This window comes from Allomuricauda sp. CP2A (assembly GCF_001683915.1).
Classification (GTDB): Bacteria; Bacteroidota; Bacteroidia; order Flavobacteriales; family Flavobacteriaceae; genus Flagellimonas.
Genome location: NZ_LXTT01000120.1, coordinates 1 through 19,026, shown reverse-complemented (window position 1 = coordinate 19,026; position 19,026 = coordinate 1). Strand labels below are relative to the sequence as shown.

The following is a 19,026-nucleotide window of genomic DNA, read 5'->3' as shown; positions in this document are numbered from 1 at the left end:
AGGATTTTACATGAAATCGCCATAAAAAATATGTTAAATAAAATAGGGTTGTTAAAATTATTGTAGTTTTGTAATCGCATATGAAACTATTTTGGTTCAAAATATTATCTTGTTTCATGGCACTGAATGTGCTGGCCTCCACATTTTCCTTTGCGGTGGGGCAACACTATTGTGGTGAGGATCTTGTTGATTTTTCCTTCTTCGGTAAAGCGGAATCCTGTGGAATGGATGTGCAACAAGCTTCCGATTCGCATGAACATAATCTGCAAAAAAATGGATGCTGTGAAGATGAGACACTTTCTGTCCTCGGGCAGGAAGATCTTCTACTTTCAGTTGAAAATGTAAGTATAGGGGAGCATCAGTTCCTAATTGCCTTCACCTACAGTTACATCAATCTTTTTGAGGGATCACAGGAAAATATAGTTCCTGTCGTACATTACCCTCCGCCCCTTTTGGTCAAGGATATTCAGATTCTTGATCAAACTTTCCTTATTTAAGAGCATATCGATGACGTTTGGCCGTGCTATGGTTTTTGGCATGGCCCTAGGTATTTATTGCCTTTGGAACAATTTCACTATTTCCAACACAATAAACTCATGATATGCTCAATAAAATCATAAAATACTTTTTAGAGAACAAACTGGTGACCGTTCTCGTTTTAATAATGTTGGTTACCTGGGGGATTGTCACTTCCCCCTTCAATTGGAATACGGGCTTTTTGCCCAAAGACCCGGTGCCCGTGGATGCCATTCCCGATATTGGGGAAAACCAGCAAATTGTTTTCACGCAATGGCCCGGACGTTCGCCACAAGATATCGAGGATCAGATTTCTTATCCAATGACGACCTATTTACTGGGGATTCCAGGAGTGAAAACAATCCGTAGTTCATCCATCTTTGGATTTTCCAGTATCTATATCATTTTTGATGATGATGTGGAATTTTATTGGTCGCGTTCCCGGATCCTGGAAAAATTGAATTCACTTCCCACGGGTCTGTTGCCCGATGGCGTTACCCCGACTTTGGGTCCCGACGCCACGGCATTGGGACAGGTATATTGGTATACCTTGGAAGGAAGGGACAAGGATGGCAACCCTACGGGAGGATGGGATCTGCACGAGATACGGACCGCCCAGGATTTTTATGTGAAATATGGATTGAATGCCGTGGACGGGGTGTCCGAAGTGGCTTCGATCGGGGGTTATGTCCAAGAATATCAAGTGGATGTAAATCCGGATGCCCTAAAGGCCTATAATATCCCCTTATACAAGGTCATGGAGGCCGTACGGAAGTCGAACAGGGATGTGGGCGCCAAGACCATTGAAGTCAATCAAGCAGAATATTTGGTCAGGGGCTTGGGGTATGTCAAAAATACGGAAGACATAGAAAAGGCCGTGGTTGCCGTATTTGACAATGTCCCGGTTCGGATCAAGGATATTGGGGTGGTCAGCTTGGGACCGGCCACACGAAGGGGCGTGCTAGATAAAGGGGGCGCCGAAGTGGTAGGTGGCGTAGTGGTCGCCCGTTATGGTTCCAATCCCTTGGCGGTCATCAATAATGTGAAGGACAAGATCAAGGAAATCGCACCCGGATTGCCCAAGAAGACATTGGCCAATGGTGTGGAAAGCCAATTGACCGTGATCCCATTTTATGACCGGACACAGCTCATCCACGAGACCATAGGCACTTTGGAAAATGCCCTGTCGCACGAAATACTGATCAGCATCATCGTTGTACTGGTACTTGTCCTCAACTTGAGGGCCTCTGTGATCATATCCAGTCTATTGCCCGTCGGGGTACTAATGACCTTTATTGTCATGCAATATGCCGGGGTAGATGCCAATGTGGTCGCGCTTTCCGGAATAGCCATTGCCATAGGGGTGATGGTGGACGTGGGGATCGTGTTCGTCGAGAACATTATCCGACATTTGGAAATGCCCGAGAACCATGGTGCCAAGGGCAAGGAACTCATTCAGGTAATATATAGGGCCACCGTGGAAGTGGCCTCGGCAATTACCACGGCATTGGCGACCACTGTCGTGAGCTTTGTGCCTGTCTTTGCCATGCAATCGGCAGAAGGGAAGTTGTTTAGACCCCTGGCCTTTACCAAGACCTTCGCCCTGTTGAGCGCCTTTGTACTGGGAATCGTTGTACTGCCTGCCTTGGCCCATTTTGTACTGGGGGTGGATTATGACAAGAAACGGGTGCGACGATTTTGGTCCATTCTATTGATATCCACCGGGCTTATCTTTGCATTCTATGCCCAGATGTGGTTGCCATTGGTCATTTCACTCATTGGGTTGAACAATTTGATGGAACCCAAATGGCCGGAGCACTATAAATCGTTTCCCAACTATATCAATTTGGGATTGACCGTTTTTATCGCCTCGTTCTTCTTGACCGAGGAATGGATGCCCTTGGGACCCCAAAACGGTATTGTGGTCAACTACTTTTTTGTGTTGTTTCTAGTGGGCATTATCCTGGCCGCTTTGATGGGAATCGTACATTTCTATACACCGGTCCTAAAGTGGTGTCTGGAAAACAAGGGAAAGTTCATGCTCATCCCATTCGTGACCCTGTTTTTTGGGGTATTGGTTTGGCTGGGGTTCGATAGCACCTTTGGAATCGTGGCCAAAGGCTTTGAATCGGTAGGTTGGAAAAGTGTCAGACAGACCTCGGGATGGCAGGCAGCTTCCAAGAGATTCCCGGGAATAGGATCCGAGTTCATGCCATCACTCAATGAAGGTTCGTTCCTGTTGATGCCGACATCCATGCCGCATTCAGGGGTGGAATACAACAAAAGGGTGGTTGGACAGTTGGATATGCTCTTGGGAAGCATACCCGAAGTGGACTTGGTTGTCGGTAAACTCGGTCGCGTTGAATCCGCACTGGACCCTGCACCCATTTCCATGTATGAGAACATCATCAACTATAAACCTGAATTCATTGTGAATGAAGACGGACATAGGGTCCGTTATAAAGTAGATCGAAAAGATAGGTTCATTACCCAGCATAAAGACACTTTGACCAATGAGGAGGCCTTGCAGCGAGGGATTGCCGAGAAGGACCTGATCGTGGATGAGGACGGTGAGTTTTTCCGAAACTGGAGGCCCCATATCAAATCCCCCAACGATATCTGGGATGAGATCGTAAAGGTCACCAAAATCCCGGGCATAACCTCTGCTCCCAAATTACAGCCCATTGAAACCCGGTTGGTGATGCTGCAGACCGGAATGCGCGCTCCCATGGGGATCAAGGTTTTTGGACCCGATCTGAAGACCATCGAGGATTTTGGGATGCAATTGGAAGGTATCTTGAAGGAAGTGCCCTCAGTCAAGGCAGAAGCCGCATTCGCCGATAGAATAGTCGGCAAACCTTATTTGCACCTCAATATCAACAGGGACGGGATATCCCGATATGGTTTGAACATTGAAGATGTGCAGCAAAGCATCGAAACAGCGATCGGTGGGATGAAAATCACCTCCACCGTTGAGGGTAGGGAACGTTTTCCCGTGCGGGTGCGCTACCCGAGGGAATTGAGGGACGACCCGGAATCGTTGAAGAAAATTTTGATTCCCACACCGGTAGGGGCGCAAATTCCCTTATCCCAAGTGGTGGATTTTGAATATGTCCGCGGGCCTCAGGCCATCAAGAGCGAAAACACCTTTTTGGTGGGCTATGTGCTTTTTGATAAACGGGACGGTTTTGCGGAAGTCGATGTGGTGAACGATGCCCAAGAAGCCATCCAGAAAAAAATCGATGCAGGGGAATTAACGGTCCCCGCAGGAATAAGCTATAAGTTTTCAGGGAGTTATGAAAACCAAATCAGGGCAGTGAAAAGACTGTCCATTGTCATACCGATCAGTTTGATCGTGATTTTCTTGCTCCTGTTTTTTCAGTTCAAGACGGTCATCGCATCCTCCATCCATTTTTCCGGAGTTTTTGTTGCTTTTGCGGGAGGTTTCATAATGCTCTGGCTCTATGGTCAGGATTGGTTCATGAATTTTGCCATTGCAGGGGTCAACATGCGCGATCTGTTCCAAATGCACACGATCAACTTAAGCGTTGCGGTTTGGGTAGGATTTATCGCGCTTTTCGGTATTGCCACCGATGATGGTGTCATCATGGGTACGTACATCCACCAGGTTTTCGAGGAAAAGAACCCTCAAACCGTACCGGATGTGAGAGCGGCAGTTTTGGAGGCCGGGAAAAAAAGGGTGCGTCCCGCCATGATGACGGCAGCGGTGGCCATTATCGCCCTTTTACCAATACTCACCTCGACCGGAAAAGGGGCCGACATTATGATTCCCATGGCCATCCCGACTTTTGGGGGAATGACCATACAGATCATGACCATGTTCGTGGTCCCGGTACTCCAAGCCTATTGGAGGGAAACAGTCATTAAAAATCGCAACAAAGCATTGAAAAAAATACAGTAAAATGAAAAAGGTAGTGACCATTATATTTATCTTGACAAGTATCCTATCCAATGGCCAGACCTTGGAAGACTACTTTGAGATTGCTGCTGGGAACAACCCGGGGCTTCTTTCACAGTACAAAGATTTTGAGGCGGCGTTACAAAAGGTACCGCAGGTAAAGGCTTTACCAGATCCAAACCTGTCCTTTGGGTACTTCATCTCCCCGGTCGAAACCCGGGTAGGGCCCCAAAAGGCAAGGTTTTCACTGACTCAGATGTTTCCTTGGTTTGGAACCTTAAAGGCCCAAGGTGATGCCGCTGCACTTATGGCAGAGGCCAAGTACCAGTCTTTTTTGGATGCCAGGAACAAACTTTATTACGAGGTTTCAGCAGCTTATTTTCCATTGTACGAACTTAAGGAGTGGGTACGGATCGAAGAGGACAACATTGCCATTCTGGAATCCTACAGGACGGTTTCCAATACGAAATTCAAAAATGGCTTGGGATCATTGGTCGATGTCTTAAGGGTGGACGTGCTTTTAAAGGAAGCCCGGACGAATCTGGGTATCCTTAAACATAAGGAAATCCCCCTTTTGGCGTCCTTCAATAAACTATTGGACCGTAAGGAAGATGAACAAATAAACATCCCTGAGACCTTTGGGGTCAATGTACTGCCCATTGATTATGTCAAAGATTCCTTGGTAGTGGACCATCCGCTCTTGAATTCCCTGGAATTAAAGGTCAAGGCTGCAGCGGCATCCGAAAGGGCAGCCCTTAAACAAGGCCTGCCAAAAGTGGGGGTCGGACTGGACTATGTAATGGTTGATAAGCGTACCGACATGGTGGTTCCCGATAATGGCAAGGATGTATTGATGCCCATGGTTACCTTGAGCCTGCCCCTATTCAGGGGTAAGTACAGGGCAGCCGAAAAGGAGGCCCAATTGATGCAGGAAAGTTATGCACTGCAAAAAAAGGAAGTCACCAATACATTGAAGACCAATTATGAAATGGCCGTTTTTGACATAAGGCAGCAGACGGATTTGATTTCCCTCTTTGATGAACAGATCATGGAATCGGAACAAGCACTCAATCTGTTGTTCACAGCCTATGGGAATTCCGGGAAGGACTTCGAGGAGGTGTTACGAATGCAGCAACAATTGTTGAAGTATACTAAATTGAAAATAAGCGCATTGACGCAATATGAAATAGCGTTGGCCAAGTTTAACTATATCACGGCAAAAAAATAATCAGATGAAATCAGAAACACAAAAAATAGTAAAAATAGCCTTGTCCACCTTGGTTCTTGGACTTTTGCTGGGATGGCTATTGTTCGGGGGCTCCAAGGGCAATGCCACAGAGGAACACCAACATACTTCGGAAGTATCGGGAGAAACCATTTGGACCTGCTCCATGCATCCCCAGATCAGACAGACGGAACCGGGAGATTGTCCCATTTGTGGGATGGACTTGATCCCTTTGGAAAATGACAACGGTTCGGAACTGGACCCCATGGCCGTTAGCATGTCGAAAACCGCCATGCAGCTTGCCAATGTCACTACGGAAATCGTGGGCAAGACCGCCCCGGTCAAATTGATCGATCTTAATGGCAAGGTGGAAGCGGATGAACGATCGATCTATTCCCAATCTTCCCATATTCCCGGGAGGGTGGAACGGCTAATGGTCAATTTTACAGGGGAGTACATCAAACAGGGGCAGATCATCGCCTATATTTATTCCCCTGACCTGGTCACTGCCCAAGAGGAACTTTTTGAAGCAAGAAAGGTAGCGGACACCCAACCGCAGTTTTTTAATGCCGCCAAGGAAAAATTAAAAAACTGGAAGCTTTCCGACAACCAAATCGCACAGATACTTCAATCCGGGACCGTTAAGGAGGAATTGCCGATACATGCCGATGTTTCAGGCTACGTTACCGAAAAAATGGTAAACCTTGGCGACTATGTCAACAAGGGCAAGGCATTATATCAAATTGCCAACCTGAACAGCGTTTGGGTATTGTTCGATATTTATGAGTCCGACATGCCCTGGGTAAGGAAAGGCGACGAAGTGGTCTTTACCATACCCTCCCTCCCGGGCGAAAATTTCAAAGGCAGGATTTCCTATATCGACCCGGTGATCAATCCCATGACAAGGGTTGCCAAGGCCAGAATCGAGATCGGGAACACCGGTTTAAGGTTAAAGCCGGAAATGTTCGCTTCCGGAACCGTAAAAGCAAAACAGCCCATTGCATCAGAAGCGATAACCATTCCTAAGTCGGCAGTGATGTGGACCGGGGAACGTTCTGTGGTATACATCAAGAATACCACATCCAATGGGGTGAATTTTGTGTTGCGCGATGTCACCTTGGGACCATCGTTGGGAAATGGTTTCATTGTCAAGGAGGGGCTGCAAGAAGGGGATGAGATCGCGGTAAACGGGACCTTTAGTATCGACGCGGCGGCCCAATTGGCCGGGAAACCGAGCATGATGAATCCTGAAGGTGGGCCCGCCATGACGGGACATAACCACGGAGGCATGAAGATGGGGGATGACAAGGGTACAGGCGGTAGCGATCATTCGGAAATGGATATGGGGGATCCCGGCTTGGAAAACAAAACAGACCATTCTGATATGAACCAGCGAATGACGGCGACAGCGACTTTTAAAAACCAATTAAAACAGGTGTTGAGCGCCTACTTGGAGTTAAAGGATGCCCTTGTCAATGATAATGGTACCAAGGCAAATGCCGCTGCAAAAAAAGTGTTGTCGGCCTTGGAACATGTGGATATGAAACAATTGACGGACAAGAAGGCGCACGGCCATTGGATGACGATATCGAAGGAAATCTCCAGTTCGGCGAATTCCATTTCAAAGATATCGGATGTCAAGGTGCAACGCAACCATTTTAAACAGCTGTCCGCCCATTTATCCAATGGTATCAAGCTTTTTGGGGTGGATCAAAAGATATACGAACAGTTTTGCCCGATGGCCGATAACAACAAAGGTGCCTATTGGTTGAGTACGACCAAAGAGATCACAAACCCCTATTTCGGAGAGGCTATGTTGACCTGCGGTGAAATCACCGATGAAATGTAATTGAACAAATGTAAATGAATGAATGATGAAAATATTGAAATCTAAAATCTTGTTTTTTGTCCTAACTGCCTTGACGACCCATGTTTTTGGGCAAGTGGGGACAAATGGTGAGGACAGAAAAGAGGAAGGTAGACCCGTTCGGGAATACAATCTTGTACTGGAACAGAACAAATTGACCCTCGGTGGGGTCACTGCCGATGCAATGACCATCAATGGGAGTATTCCGGGACCGGTCTTGGAATTCAACGAGGGTGACTTCGCCCTGATCAACGTGACCAATAAGATGGATGTGGAAACCTCCGTACACTGGCATGGATTGATCTTGCCCAATTTTTATGACGGGGTTCCCTATTTGACCACACCGCCCATAGAACCTGGCACAACTTTCCAATATCGGATTCCGATCAACCAATCAGGTACCTATTGGTACCATTCCCACACCATGCTGCAAGAGCAAAAGGGGGTGTATGGCTCGATACTGATCCATCCCAAGGAAAAGACGTTGGACTACGATAAGGATTTGGTCGTGGTGCTCTCCGATTGGACGAACGAAAAGGCCATGAACGTGCTCCGAAACCTTAAACGGGGAAACGAGTGGTACCAGGTCAAAAAAGGGACCGCGGTGCCCTTGAGCAGGGTCATCAAGGAAGGTGCACTAGGTGCACAACTCAAATTTTGGCGAGATCGTATGGAAGGAGCGGATATTGCGGATATCTACTACCCCGCATTTTTGACCAATGGGAAAACATTGGCCGAATACCCTGATTTCAAACCAGGGGAAAAAGTGCGGCTCCGGTTCGTCAATGCCTCTGCCTCCACCTATTATTGGATGGATTTCGGTGGCGGTAACCCCATGGTGGTTTCCGGGGATGGTGTCGATGTGGAGCCTGTTTCCAAAAGTCGTTTTCTTTTTGGCATTGCCGAGACCTATGATGTCATCGTGACCGTTCCTGAAGGCACTTTGGAGGTAACGGCCACGGCACAGGACGGCTCCGGGCATACCTCGTTGCATTTAGGGCAGGGAACGCTTTTTCCCGCAACGACCATCGATAGGCCCGACAAAGTGGCGATGATGAAACAAATGGCCCAAATGGACATGAAAATGGGAGCTCCGGCAATGGCCGGCAACAAGAAGAAAAATACACCCGAATATTTGATGCAAAAGTATGGGATGCAGATGGATATGAAGGATGGCAGCATGGATATGGGTATGCACAATGGGATGTCGATGGATAAGACCGAAATGAGCGGTCAAAAGGATAAACCCATTGCGAAGATGGATGATAAAAGGCCTATGAATGCGAATGAAGATCATAGGCACATGGAGATGGATAAAAAGATGGGGGATATGGCAGGAATGGAAAAGGATTCAACGTCAATGAAATCCACCGGACATAAGGACAAGATGGAAAACCCTATGGTTCAGACTATGCCAATGATGCAGAAAGACACTTCAGCTTTTGATTACGATACCCGTAAAACGTATTTCAACTATGACTTCTTAAAAGCAAAGGAAAGTACTACCTATAATGCCGATCTGCCCGTCAATGACATTCTGTTGAACCTGACGGGAAATATGCAACGGTATATCTGGAGTATGAACGGTGTGCCACTTTCAGAAACCGATAAGATCAAGATCAAAGGTGGGGAAGTAACCCGGATCACCCTCAACAACCTGACCATGATGCACCATCCGATGCACCTCCATGGGCATTATTTCAGGGTCATCAATGAGAATGGTGAAAAGTCACCCTTGAAACATACGGTCAATGTGCCGCCCATGCAGAAAGTGGTCATCGAATTTTATAATGAAGAGTACGGGGATTGGTTTTTCCACTGTCATATCCTCTACCACATGATGGGGGGCATGGCCAGGGTTTTCAGTTATGATACCCCAAGGGATCTGAGGATGAAGGATTTTCCTGTTCAAAAGTTGGTAGATGAAACTGACCATTATTATGCTTGGGGTGCTGCCAGATTGGGTTCCAATTTTAATGAACTCTTCCTTGTTTCAAGTAATATCAGGAATGAATTTGGGGTACGGGCAGAATTTGACTACGACCAAAATGCCGAGGTGGAAGTCAATTATAACAGGTATCTCAATGACTGGGTACGGGTCTATGCAGGGGTAAACACGGAAACCTCCATCCCTGATTCCTATGACCGTTTCAATACAGTGGGACTGATAGGGGTCAAGTATTTTACCCCATACCGCTTTAATATGGATGTGAGTATGGACCACCAGCTGCGTCCAAGAATAAGGTTGGATAGGGAACTATTGCTTTTTCCCAGGATTTTCCTCGAGGGGGAATATGAATTTCGGGCCGATTTTGGATGGGTCAACGATTTGGGGAATTCATCCTATGAAAGTGAGACCCAATGGCTGGTAGGGGCCTCCTATATCCTTTCACGTAATTTTTCAATCCAGGCCAATTACAACAACCGATATGGTTGGGGCGGAGGCCTGCTAGCCCGTTTTTAAATGGCAGAATACAAAAAAAATAGCCTGAGTCTGACCAATACCATTGCTTTGGGAACCGGTGTGATGATCGGTGCGGGAATTTTTGCGCTCTTGGGTCAGGTTGCCGAACTCTCCGGCCAATGGTTTCCCTTTGCTTTTTTAATCGGGGCAGTCATCTCAGGTTTCAGTTCCTACACCTATGTCAAAATGTCCAATACCTACCCCTCTGCCGGGGGCATTGGCATGTACCTCAAAAAGGTTTACGGTAAAACGGCCTGGACCGCTACCGGTGCACTGCTGATGGCCCTTTCCATGGTCATCAATGAGAGTTTGGTGGCCCGGACGTTCGGGACCTACGTATTGGAGCTTTTTGATGTGGAGTCGAAAGGATTCTGGCCCCCGATCCTTGGGGTATTGTTGTTGATCACAGCCTTTATTGTCAATGTGATGGGAAACAAAGCTATCGGGGGATCGTCCTTGGTCATGGCCATACTAAAAATCGGCGGGATAGCGGTTTTTGCCATTGGTGGCCTTTGGGCAGCTGGATTTACCTTTGATCAGGTCGTTCCTTCCCAGTCCTTGACCGAGCATTCCCTGGTGGATTATTTGGGGGCATTGGCACTGTCGATATTGGCCTATAAGGGTTTTACCACCATTACCAATAGTGGGGATGAGATCGTCGATCCCAAACGTAACGTGGGACGGGCCATTGTCATTTCTTTGGTGATATGTACCCTGGTCTATCTCATGGTGGCATTTGCGGTCTCTTCCAATCTTTCCATCCAGGAAATCATTGCGGCCAAGGACTATTCGCTGGCCGAGGCATCCAGACCCGCTTTTGGAAAATATGGGGTCTGGTTCACCGTTGGTCTGGCGATCATATCCACCGTTTCCGGGGTCGTTGCCAGCATTTTTGCCGTTTCCCGGATGACCACCATGCTCACTGAAAAGGAATTGATACCACATCGACATTTTGGGATTCCCGGGGACATACAGAAACATATGTTGGTGTATACCGTGGTGATTGCCATAGGGCTCACCATGTTGTTCGATCTGAGCCGGATCGCTGCATTGGGGGCCATCTTTTATTTGATCATGGATATCGGGATCCATTGGGGGGTCCTAAACAATCTACGAAAGGAAATCGGTGCAAATCCCATTATCCTCATTACGGCCCTTGTGCTGGATGTACTGGTGTTGGGCGCCTTTATTTGGTCAAAGGCCGGTAGTGATCTTTTGGTGGTCATTGTTGCCCTGGTATTGATGGTGCTTATTTTTTTCGGGGAACGATTGTTTTTGGGGAAAAAGCGTACGGTCGAGGAAGAATAAGGGTAGAGTGCTTGCGTGGGAGAAATGGAAAATTAGATGAAAAAATTAAAATAGTAACAATAATGGGGGATAATACAAATATGCCGACCCCGGGCAATCAAAATCAGGAATTAATCTTAAAATCAATTACAATGAAAAGAACAACAGTTACATTAAGTACAATTGCCATTGCGCTATTGACCGTTACCGTGATTTCCTGTAAGGACGGTAAGAAGGAAACAAATGACAAGGAAGGAGCCCATATGGAGATGGGAACGGAAGAGGGCCATCACCATGAGAGCTCTGCGGGGGAAATGGACCACGGGACCATGGACCATGATATGGGTTCGTCCGATGCACAGGGCACATCTGTGATCGATAGCTACCTCCAACTGAAGGATGCCCTGGTGGCGGACAATAAGGATGAAGCGGCCAAATCGGGCCAAGCCTTGGCCAGTGCCTTGGGCAGCTTTGATATCAGCGTATACGATGAACAGCAACAGAAGGAGCTGTCCGATATCATTGAAGTGGCCAAGGAACATGGGGAGCATATCGCCAAAAGTGATATCGGTCACCAACGGGAACACTTTGAGGGACTGGGCAAGGATATGGTCGATTTTATTGCCATAACCGGGACTTCCAAAACCTTGTACCAACAATTCTGCCCCATGTACAACAACAACCAAGGAGGAACGTGGCTCAGCGCAAGTAGCGAAATCCAGAATCCATTTTTTGGAAGTAAGATGTTGACCTGTGGTAAGGTGCAAAAGGAAATCAATTAAATGAAAGTACTGAAAATCATAGTATTGGTAGTGCTGTTGGGATTTGTGGGCATCCAGTTTGTGCCCACAGATCCCAACTTGAGCGATGTGGTTCCCGATACGGACTTCATGTCGGTGAACCAGGTTGCCAAGGATATCGAACACGATTTGCGGGTATCTTGCTATGATTGCCACAGTAACAACACCCAATACCCGTGGTACAATAAGGTCCAACCCATCGCCTGGTTTTTGGAAGAACACATAAAAGAGGGAAAGGAAGAACTCAATTTCAATGAATGGGGCGACTATTCGGATCGAAGAAAAAGGAGCAAACTAAAGTCCATCGCAAGTCAGATCGAAGACGATAAGATGCCCCTATCTTCCTATACCCTGATCCATAAGGATGCAAAATTATCGGTGGAAGAGAAAGAACGGATATTGACCTTGGTAAATGATCTAATGGAAGAATTGGATAATTGAAAATGACATGGAAATTACCCTAAAACCGGGACAAACGATATTGCTATTGTTGTTGGTCATGTCCGGTTACTATGAATGAGGAAATAAAGTCCTGAAAGGGAGGGGAACACCCAAAGTTGATTGGTTGGTGAGTTAGTTAGTTAATCGTTCCCTTCCCTTGTCAGGCACTAATGGAAAAAAAGGATGAAAGATTGTTGTCGTGACAATGGACCTGTGCAGCCGAAAAAGGCCATTTTAAAAAAATGGTTGGCCCATATCCTATATGGGATCGTCATTTCGATTGTCCTGGGAGCCTTTATCATACAATATATACTAACCTAAACAATGTTAAAACAAACCAATGAAACGTATTACTTTACAGATTTTTCTAATGGCCGTATTTCTCACAGGGACAAGCTTTGGCCAAACAAACCCTAACAAGGAAAACCTAGACCAGGACAGGGCCGCTGTGCTGCGGATAATGGAAAGCTACAAGGAGGCCCTGCAAAATTTGACCACGGAAGGCACCTTGGAGCTTTTTGCGAAAGATTCCGAAGTTTTTGAATCCGGGGGCGTGGAAGGCACCTATCAACATTATCTCGACCATCATATAGGTCCAGAACTTGGACATTTCAACAGTTTTAGGTTTTCGGATTATACCATTGAAGTGAAGGTGGAGCTACCCTTTGCCTTTACTACGGAAAGCTATGTCTATACCATTGGCCTAAAATCGGAAAATGGAGGTGAGGCCAAAACAATCAGCAGAAAAGGGGTTGCCACTGCCATCCTTAAAAAAACGGATGGGGAATGGAAAATTGTAAAGATGCATAACTCCTCACGGAACAACGGGAAGAACTAATGGTCGGAAGAAAAACATCGATGAAGGTCAGAAAGATACATAGATATCTTGGCCTATTTATTGGGATCCAGTTCCTAATGTGGACCATCAGTGGACTATATTTTAGTTGGACGGACATTGACGAGATCCATGGAGATCAATTCATCAAGGAGCATCCGGACCAGTCAGAATTTGGGAATTTAATTGCTCCCAATGGACACGGGAACGTTAAAATCAAATCTTTGGAAATGAGAAATATAGGGGGAAGTCCCTATTATTGGATCAATGGTGGGGTTTTGATGGATGCACAAACGGGGGAGATCAAAAAGGGTATCGATGAACAACAGGCCTTGGCCGTTGCTTCACAGTATATGTTGCCCGAACTTAAGGTCAAAAGTGTCGAAAGACTCACCCAAACAGGTGGGCAGCACGAGTATCGTGGACGTCCATTACCGGCCTATGTGATCACCTATGAAACGGATGAAAACCTTAAAGCGTATGTCTCAGAGACCGATGGGTCGTTTCAACGTGTAAGGTATCGGTCCTGGAGATGGTTCGATTTTTTGTGGATGACCCATACCATGGACTATGAGGGACGGGACGATTTTAACACCATGGTTTTACGGATTTTTTCCCTGATGGGATTGATTACCGTTTTGAGCGGATTCTTGTTGTGGTATGTCAGCTCACCAACGATCAGAAAATTATGGAAAAGGCGATAGTTCAAACACATTGACATACTTATTTGGCAAAGGACTCCTGTTAGGAGCAAATAGTTGACTATTGTGCCAGTTGAACCATTTTGGGAAAAATGAGCGAACTTAGGAGGCAAAGGCGAAAGAAAAAAAGGGGTCTGGCGAAAAAGAAACGGGATCCGGCCAAGAATAGAAAGGAAAAAAGAAAGAAAATCCTTGGCATATTGGCCTTGATATTGATCGTTATATTGGCAGTGGTCGTCATTTTTTTGAAGGCCCTGTGGAAATTCACTGCATGATATGGAAGTTGGGTCCAGTAAATCGAAAGATGTGTTGTACATCAAAAACATGGTCTGTCCGAGATGCATCATGGCCGTCAAAGGTATTTTGGACGATGAGGGCATTCCCTATATGAATGTGTCGTTGGGTGAAATAACCCTCAATGGGAAAATCACGCCTGAAAAACGGGAAGGTCTCAACGAACGACTTGAGAAAATTGGATTTACGATCATCAACGATCGTAAAGGTCAGTTGATAGAACAGATCAAAAACCTAGTGATTGAGGCGATACACTACACCGGACCCATGGAAAAGGTCAAATGGCCCGAATACCTTTCCGATGGATTGCATCTTGACTATAAGTATCTTAGTTCGCTGTTTTCCGCGGTGGAAAGCATTACCTTGGAGCAATATATCATCAACCAAAAGATTGAAAAGATCAAAGAGTTTCTTGTTTATGACGAATTGGGCTTAAAGGAAATAGCGTTTCAATTGGACTATAGCAGCGTTGCCTATTTAAGCAACCAATTTAAAAAAGTTACTGGAATGACACCTACACAATTTAAGAAAAGTGCCATACAAAATAGAATATCGCTTGATGATATTTAACCTCTACCATTAAGGGCGCAATACCTTTCCAAGGAACCAGCCTCCTAAACGCTATTTAAAAAACACCTTTCTTCGCAAATGGGTCAAGGTTTGTTTTTTTTCAAACAACGCCCTTATACAGAAAGTGTTACTTTTCCCATACGTGTTGGAACCAACATTGTTGATTCTAGGTGTAAAATTGTTAAAATAAAAAATGATCACAACATGAAAAGAAGATACCAAATAGAAGGAATGACTTGTGATGGCTGTAGGGGGCACGTTGAAGAAGCTCTTTTCAATGTGGCCGGTGTAGCCGATGTAGCGGTCGATCTAAAAAACGCAGAAGCTACAGTGGAGTCGCAATTTGAGGTCCCCCTTGAAAAGCTACAAAAGGCATTGGAAAATAAGGGGGGTCAATATAAAATACAAGCGATGAACAAAGCCAATTGAACCGATATACGATAACTGGAACAGGTAAATTGTCAGGCCTACAATTGGAATGGAACAATTCAATACTCGAAAGTCAAGGAATAATCACAATAACCAGATAAAATTTGCACAATGGAAGATAGTCAAAGGAAATCCAATAATTATTTAAAGTTTTTTGCGATGATTGGTACTTCAATGGTCGCCATGTTTTTTTTAATGTACACCCACTCATATCAAATCATTGATCATTTTTGGTATAGTGAGACTAGATTTTTCATGACTTTGATCATGGGGGGATCGATGATCATTATTATGCTACTATATATGCTACAGATGTATAAAGACCGACGCAAGAACATGTCAATATTAGCCTTGGGTGTTTTGTTGATTGCAGGTGGGATATGGCTGGTCAGGAGTCAGGTTACCGTTTCAGGAGTCGACTACATGGAAGGAATGATACCCCATCATTCCATTGCTATTTTGACCAGTGAACGTTCTCAAATAAAAGATGTCAGGGTACGGGAGCTTGCCAATGAAATTATCAAGGCACAACGCAGGGAGATAATGGAAATGCAGTGGTTGATAAACGACATCAAGGAAAATGGAATAGTGGAAACCGAAGCAGGAAAAGAAAAGCGGCCTATTCCTAAATTCGAGGGATCTCTTAGGGAAGAAACAAAGAATCTGGCCGAATGAGAGGCGATTATTTACTACCAATATTCTTGTTTTGCCCCAAGTTCACTACAATGGTTTGTCCTATCGAATATATTCTAAACTGATCGGGGCAAATTCTCCAAAAAAGATTGACGTGGGCGAACCTGATTTCATAGATGTTGCCGAATTCTATAAACCACTCACCAATTATAAGTACTTGACGAGGAAAGATAAAAGTTGATTTTTCGGAAAATTCTACAACTCTTTCAGTAAATAACGTAACAGTCCATTTTAGGTCTATTCTGAAATTTGTACCATACAAATTGGAGTAGAAAATGGATGCAATCGATATTATTGAGGACACCGAAAGGAAAGCGAAGACGGTGTCAAAAAAATCTTTCCCGGTCACTGGAATGACCTGTGCTGCCTGTGCATCCAGCGTGGAATCCATGCTGGGCCATACCGAAGGGGTCTACAATGCCAGTGTCAACTTTGCCAACAGTACGGTCCTTGTGGAGTATGACAGTGCTATGGACCTAAGCGATCTTCAAAATGCGGTACGTCAAATCGGTTATAATATAATTGTGGATGCCGAGGATCCTACCGAAGTACAGGAAGAGCTTTCGAAAAAGCATTATGTATCCATAAAAAAGCGAACCCTTTGGTCCGCTATTTTGACACTTCCCATTTTCCTTCTTGGGATGTTTTTTATGGATTGGGTCCCGGGTAGGTGGATTTCGTTGGTACTTGCCGTTCCTATCCTGTTCTGGTTTGGCCGAAGCTTTTTCATAAATGCCTTCAAACAGGCCAGATTCGGTAAGGCCAATATGGATACCTTGGTCGCACTCAGTACGGGCATTGCCTTTTTGTTCAGTGCATTCAATACCTTTTTTCCTGAATTTTGGCTCAGTAAAGGCATGGAACCCCATGTATATTATGAGGCGGCCACAGTGATCATCACCTTTATTTCATTGGGGAAATTATTGGAAGAAAAGGCGAAATCAAATACATCCTCCGCCATAAAGAAATTGATAGGGTTGCAGCCCAAGACCTTAAAGGTGATAGCAGATGGGGAGGAAAGGGAAATCCCTATTTCTTCGGTTAAGGTAGGTCAAACGATTTTGGTTAGACCGGGAGAGAAAATCCCTGTGGATGGAACGGTGTCCAAAGGAAGTTCCTATGTTGATGAAAGTATGATCACGGGCGAACCCGTCCCTGTAGAAAAGACAAAGGATGAAAAAGTTTTTGCCGGTACCGTAAACCAAAAAGGAAGCTTTCAGTTTGTAGCTGACCGGGTGGGAGGGGAGACCCTTTTGTCCCAGATCATCAAGATGGTGCAGGAAGCACAGGGGAGCAAAGCGCCCGTACAAAAATTGGTGGACAGGATTGCCGGTATTTTTGTTCCCGTGGTAATGACGATTTCACTGGTGACATTTATCACCTGGATGTTCCTGGGAGGTGAGGACGCTTTTACCCATGCACTGTTGACCGCAGTTGCCGTATTGGTAATAGCTTGTCCCTGTGCGCTGGGTTTGGCAACCCCCACGGCCATCATGGTGGGAATCGGCAAGGGGGCCGAACACAATATCCTCATCAAAGATGCGGAAAGTTTGGAGTTGGGTTACAAAGTAAATGCCATTGTCCTGGATAAAACGGGAACCATAACAGAAGGAAAGCCAGTGGTGACCGATATGGTCTTTGCGGACCATGTGACCGATCACAGGGCCCTGGAGCAAATTTTATATGCCATGGAAGGACAGTCCGAACATCCCTTGGCTGAAGCCGTGGTCTCCTTTTTAAAAAATAGAAAGGTAAATCCGGTCGAAATTTTGAACTTCAATAGTATTACAGGAAAAGGTGTTCGCGCTGAGGCATTGGATGGAACCCAATACCTTGTGGGCAATCATAAGTTGATGGTCGAAAAAGGAATCGCCATGGATGACAACCTGGGGCACATGGTCGAAGGGTTAGAGCAGGAAGCCAAAACGGTCATATACTTTGGCGGTGGAGGCAAGGTGAAGGCGATTTTGGCCATTATGGATAGTATAAAGGAATCCTCAAAGGAAGCCATACGGGAAATGCAGGGGAATGGTATGGAAGTTTACATGATGACCGGTGATAACAAGATGACCGCCGAAGCCGTATCACAACAGGTGGGTATCAAAAGCTATGAAGCCGAAGTGCTCCCATCAGAGAAAGCTGATTTTGTGAAAAGGCTTCAAGAAAGTGGAAAGGTGGTCGCCATGGTGGGCGATGGTATCAATGATTCGCAGGCACTTGCCCAAGCAGATGTCAGTATCGCGATGGGCAAAGGGTCCGACATTGCCATGGATGTCGCGAAAATGACCTTGATCACCTCTGATTTAAATGCCATTCCCAAAGCGTTGAAGCTCTCCCATAAGACCGTTATAGGTATAAGGCAAAATCTTTTTTGGGCCTTTATATACAATATCATTGGAATTCCTATAGCTGCAGGGCTGCTGTATCCGATCAATGGATTTTTGTTAGATCCGATGATCGCTGGTGCCGCTATGGCCTTTAGCAGTGTATCGGTCGTATTGAACAGTTTGAGGCTTAAAACGATTAAACTATAGTAATTTTCTAATTTAAAATCGATGAACATGAGTACATTACAATTCAAATCAAATATTAAGTGCAGTGGGTGTGCCAATACCGTAAAACCATTTTTGGATAAGGTGGATGGCGTGACCGATTGGTCTGTTGACTTTGCCTCCCAAGACAAATTGTTGACCGTACAGACTACAAGTGCCACGGAAGAGGAAATCACTTCTGCTGTTGAATCGGCTGGATATCATTTGACCAAGAAATAAAGGAATGTCCAGAAGAATATATTAAATGGTTCGAATAGGGTTGGGGTTACCTTAATCCTATTCGGGTTGTATAAGTTTATTGGATTTTTCTACACAACTTCGGTATAGGCATGGTCATTGGTAGTATTGAAAACATCGCAAGATTCAGGTATCACTGCAATCAAAACCTCTAAACTTGATTGTGTCAATCATGTAAGGTGGACCAGTAATGGCT

The 19,026-nt window shown here is 45.5% G+C and carries 15 protein-coding genes; all 15 read left to right on the top strand.

Translation table 11 applies throughout. From position 1 onward, the window contains the following. Nucleotides 1–80: 80 nt before the first annotated feature. On the top strand, nucleotides 81–497 hold the full coding sequence (locus A7D14_RS14180; RefSeq protein ID WP_067035961.1) for an HYC_CC_PP family protein: 417 nt from the start codon (nucleotides 81–83) through the stop codon (nucleotides 495–497). Nucleotides 498–601: 104 nt separating this feature from the next. Further along, complete coding sequence (locus A7D14_RS14175; protein ID WP_067035957.1) at nucleotides 602–4,438, top strand: efflux RND transporter permease subunit; 3,837 nt, start codon at nucleotides 602–604, stop codon at nucleotides 4,436–4,438. Nucleotide 4,439: 1 nt separating this feature from the next. Continuing rightward, nucleotides 4,440–5,663, top strand: a complete 1,224-nt coding sequence (locus A7D14_RS14170) for a TolC family protein (RefSeq protein WP_067035954.1) — start codon at nucleotides 4,440–4,442, stop codon at nucleotides 5,661–5,663. A 4-nt stretch (nucleotides 5,664–5,667) separates the two neighbouring features. Further along, entirely contained in the window at nucleotides 5,668–7,509 is a 1,842-nt protein-coding gene (locus A7D14_RS14165) for an efflux RND transporter periplasmic adaptor subunit (protein WP_067035951.1), read from the top strand. 25 nt (nucleotides 7,510–7,534) lie between these two features. After that, the gene (locus A7D14_RS14160) at nucleotides 7,535–9,991 is read left to right on the top strand and encodes a multicopper oxidase domain-containing protein (RefSeq protein WP_036385870.1); all 2,457 of its coding nucleotides are present in this window, start codon (nucleotides 7,535–7,537) and stop codon (nucleotides 9,989–9,991) included. Then, entirely contained in the window at nucleotides 9,992–11,299 is a 1,308-nt protein-coding gene (locus A7D14_RS14155; protein WP_036385867.1) for an APC family permease, read from the top strand. 131 nt (nucleotides 11,300–11,430) lie between these two features. After that, the gene (locus A7D14_RS14150; RefSeq protein WP_067035964.1) at nucleotides 11,431–12,060 is read left to right on the top strand and encodes a DUF3347 domain-containing protein; all 630 of its coding nucleotides are present in this window, start codon (nucleotides 11,431–11,433) and stop codon (nucleotides 12,058–12,060) included. Then, nucleotides 12,061–12,519, top strand: coding sequence for a heme-binding domain-containing protein (locus A7D14_RS14145; RefSeq protein WP_036385864.1), 459 nt, complete (start codon nucleotides 12,061–12,063; stop codon nucleotides 12,517–12,519). It begins immediately after the preceding gene. 340 nt (nucleotides 12,520–12,859) lie between these two features. Continuing rightward, nucleotides 12,860–13,357: a YybH family protein gene (locus A7D14_RS14140; RefSeq protein WP_067035948.1), complete on the top strand. Its 498-nt coding sequence runs from the start codon at nucleotides 12,860–12,862 to the stop codon at nucleotides 13,355–13,357. Next, nucleotides 13,357–14,058: a PepSY domain-containing protein gene (locus A7D14_RS14135; RefSeq protein WP_067035945.1), complete on the top strand. Its 702-nt coding sequence runs from the start codon at nucleotides 13,357–13,359 to the stop codon at nucleotides 14,056–14,058. The genes A7D14_RS14140 and A7D14_RS14135 overlap by 1 nt, the downstream gene beginning before the upstream one ends. Nucleotides 14,059–14,379: 321 nt before the next feature. Continuing rightward, nucleotides 14,380–14,919 (top strand): helix-turn-helix domain-containing protein, encoded by a 540-nt coding sequence (locus A7D14_RS14125; RefSeq protein ID WP_081894514.1) that lies wholly within the window; start codon nucleotides 14,380–14,382, stop codon nucleotides 14,917–14,919. 204 nt (nucleotides 14,920–15,123) lie between these two features. Beyond that, nucleotides 15,124–15,348: a heavy-metal-associated domain-containing protein gene (locus tag A7D14_RS20075; RefSeq protein WP_161594393.1), complete on the top strand. Its 225-nt coding sequence runs from the start codon at nucleotides 15,124–15,126 to the stop codon at nucleotides 15,346–15,348. 336 nt (nucleotides 15,349–15,684) lie between these two features. Further along, nucleotides 15,685–16,023, top strand: a complete 339-nt coding sequence (locus tag A7D14_RS20440) for a DUF305 domain-containing protein (protein ID WP_235855789.1) — start codon at nucleotides 15,685–15,687, stop codon at nucleotides 16,021–16,023. 293 nt (nucleotides 16,024–16,316) lie between these two features. Beyond that, the gene (locus A7D14_RS14105) at nucleotides 16,317–18,575 is read left to right on the top strand and encodes a heavy metal translocating P-type ATPase (RefSeq protein WP_067035932.1); all 2,259 of its coding nucleotides are present in this window, start codon (nucleotides 16,317–16,319) and stop codon (nucleotides 18,573–18,575) included. A gap of 27 nt (nucleotides 18,576–18,602) precedes the next feature. Further along, nucleotides 18,603–18,812 (top strand): heavy-metal-associated domain-containing protein, encoded by a 210-nt coding sequence (locus A7D14_RS14100; RefSeq protein WP_051947607.1) that lies wholly within the window; start codon nucleotides 18,603–18,605, stop codon nucleotides 18,810–18,812. Nucleotides 18,813–19,026 lie beyond the last annotated feature (214 nt).

Coding starts and splice junctions, on each gene's coding strand:
- A7D14_RS14170 (WP_067035954.1), top strand. CDS start 4,440: ATGAAAAAGGTAGTGACCATTATATTTATCTTGACAAGTATCCTATCC.
- A7D14_RS14145 (WP_036385864.1), top strand. CDS start 12,061: ATGAAAGTACTGAAAATCATAGTATTGGTAGTGCTGTTGGGATTTGTG.
- A7D14_RS14165 (WP_067035951.1), top strand. CDS start 5,668: ATGAAATCAGAAACACAAAAAATAGTAAAAATAGCCTTGTCCACCTTG.
- A7D14_RS14150 (WP_067035964.1), top strand. CDS start 11,431: ATGAAAAGAACAACAGTTACATTAAGTACAATTGCCATTGCGCTATTG.
- A7D14_RS14155 (WP_036385867.1), top strand. CDS start 9,992: ATGGCAGAATACAAAAAAAATAGCCTGAGTCTGACCAATACCATTGCT.
- A7D14_RS14135 (WP_067035945.1), top strand. CDS start 13,357: ATGGTCGGAAGAAAAACATCGATGAAGGTCAGAAAGATACATAGATAT.
- A7D14_RS14100 (WP_051947607.1), top strand. CDS start 18,603: ATGAGTACATTACAATTCAAATCAAATATTAAGTGCAGTGGGTGTGCC.
- A7D14_RS14125 (WP_081894514.1), top strand. CDS start 14,380: ATGGTCTGTCCGAGATGCATCATGGCCGTCAAAGGTATTTTGGACGAT.
- A7D14_RS14180 (WP_067035961.1), top strand. CDS start 81: ATGAAACTATTTTGGTTCAAAATATTATCTTGTTTCATGGCACTGAAT.
- A7D14_RS14175 (WP_067035957.1), top strand. CDS start 602: ATGCTCAATAAAATCATAAAATACTTTTTAGAGAACAAACTGGTGACC.
- A7D14_RS14105 (WP_067035932.1), top strand. CDS start 16,317: ATGGATGCAATCGATATTATTGAGGACACCGAAAGGAAAGCGAAGACG.
- A7D14_RS20440 (WP_235855789.1), top strand. CDS start 15,685: ATGTCAATATTAGCCTTGGGTGTTTTGTTGATTGCAGGTGGGATATGG.
- A7D14_RS14140 (WP_067035948.1), top strand. CDS start 12,860: ATGAAACGTATTACTTTACAGATTTTTCTAATGGCCGTATTTCTCACA.
- A7D14_RS20075 (WP_161594393.1), top strand. CDS start 15,124: ATGAAAAGAAGATACCAAATAGAAGGAATGACTTGTGATGGCTGTAGG.
- A7D14_RS14160 (WP_036385870.1), top strand. CDS start 7,535: ATGAAAATATTGAAATCTAAAATCTTGTTTTTTGTCCTAACTGCCTTG.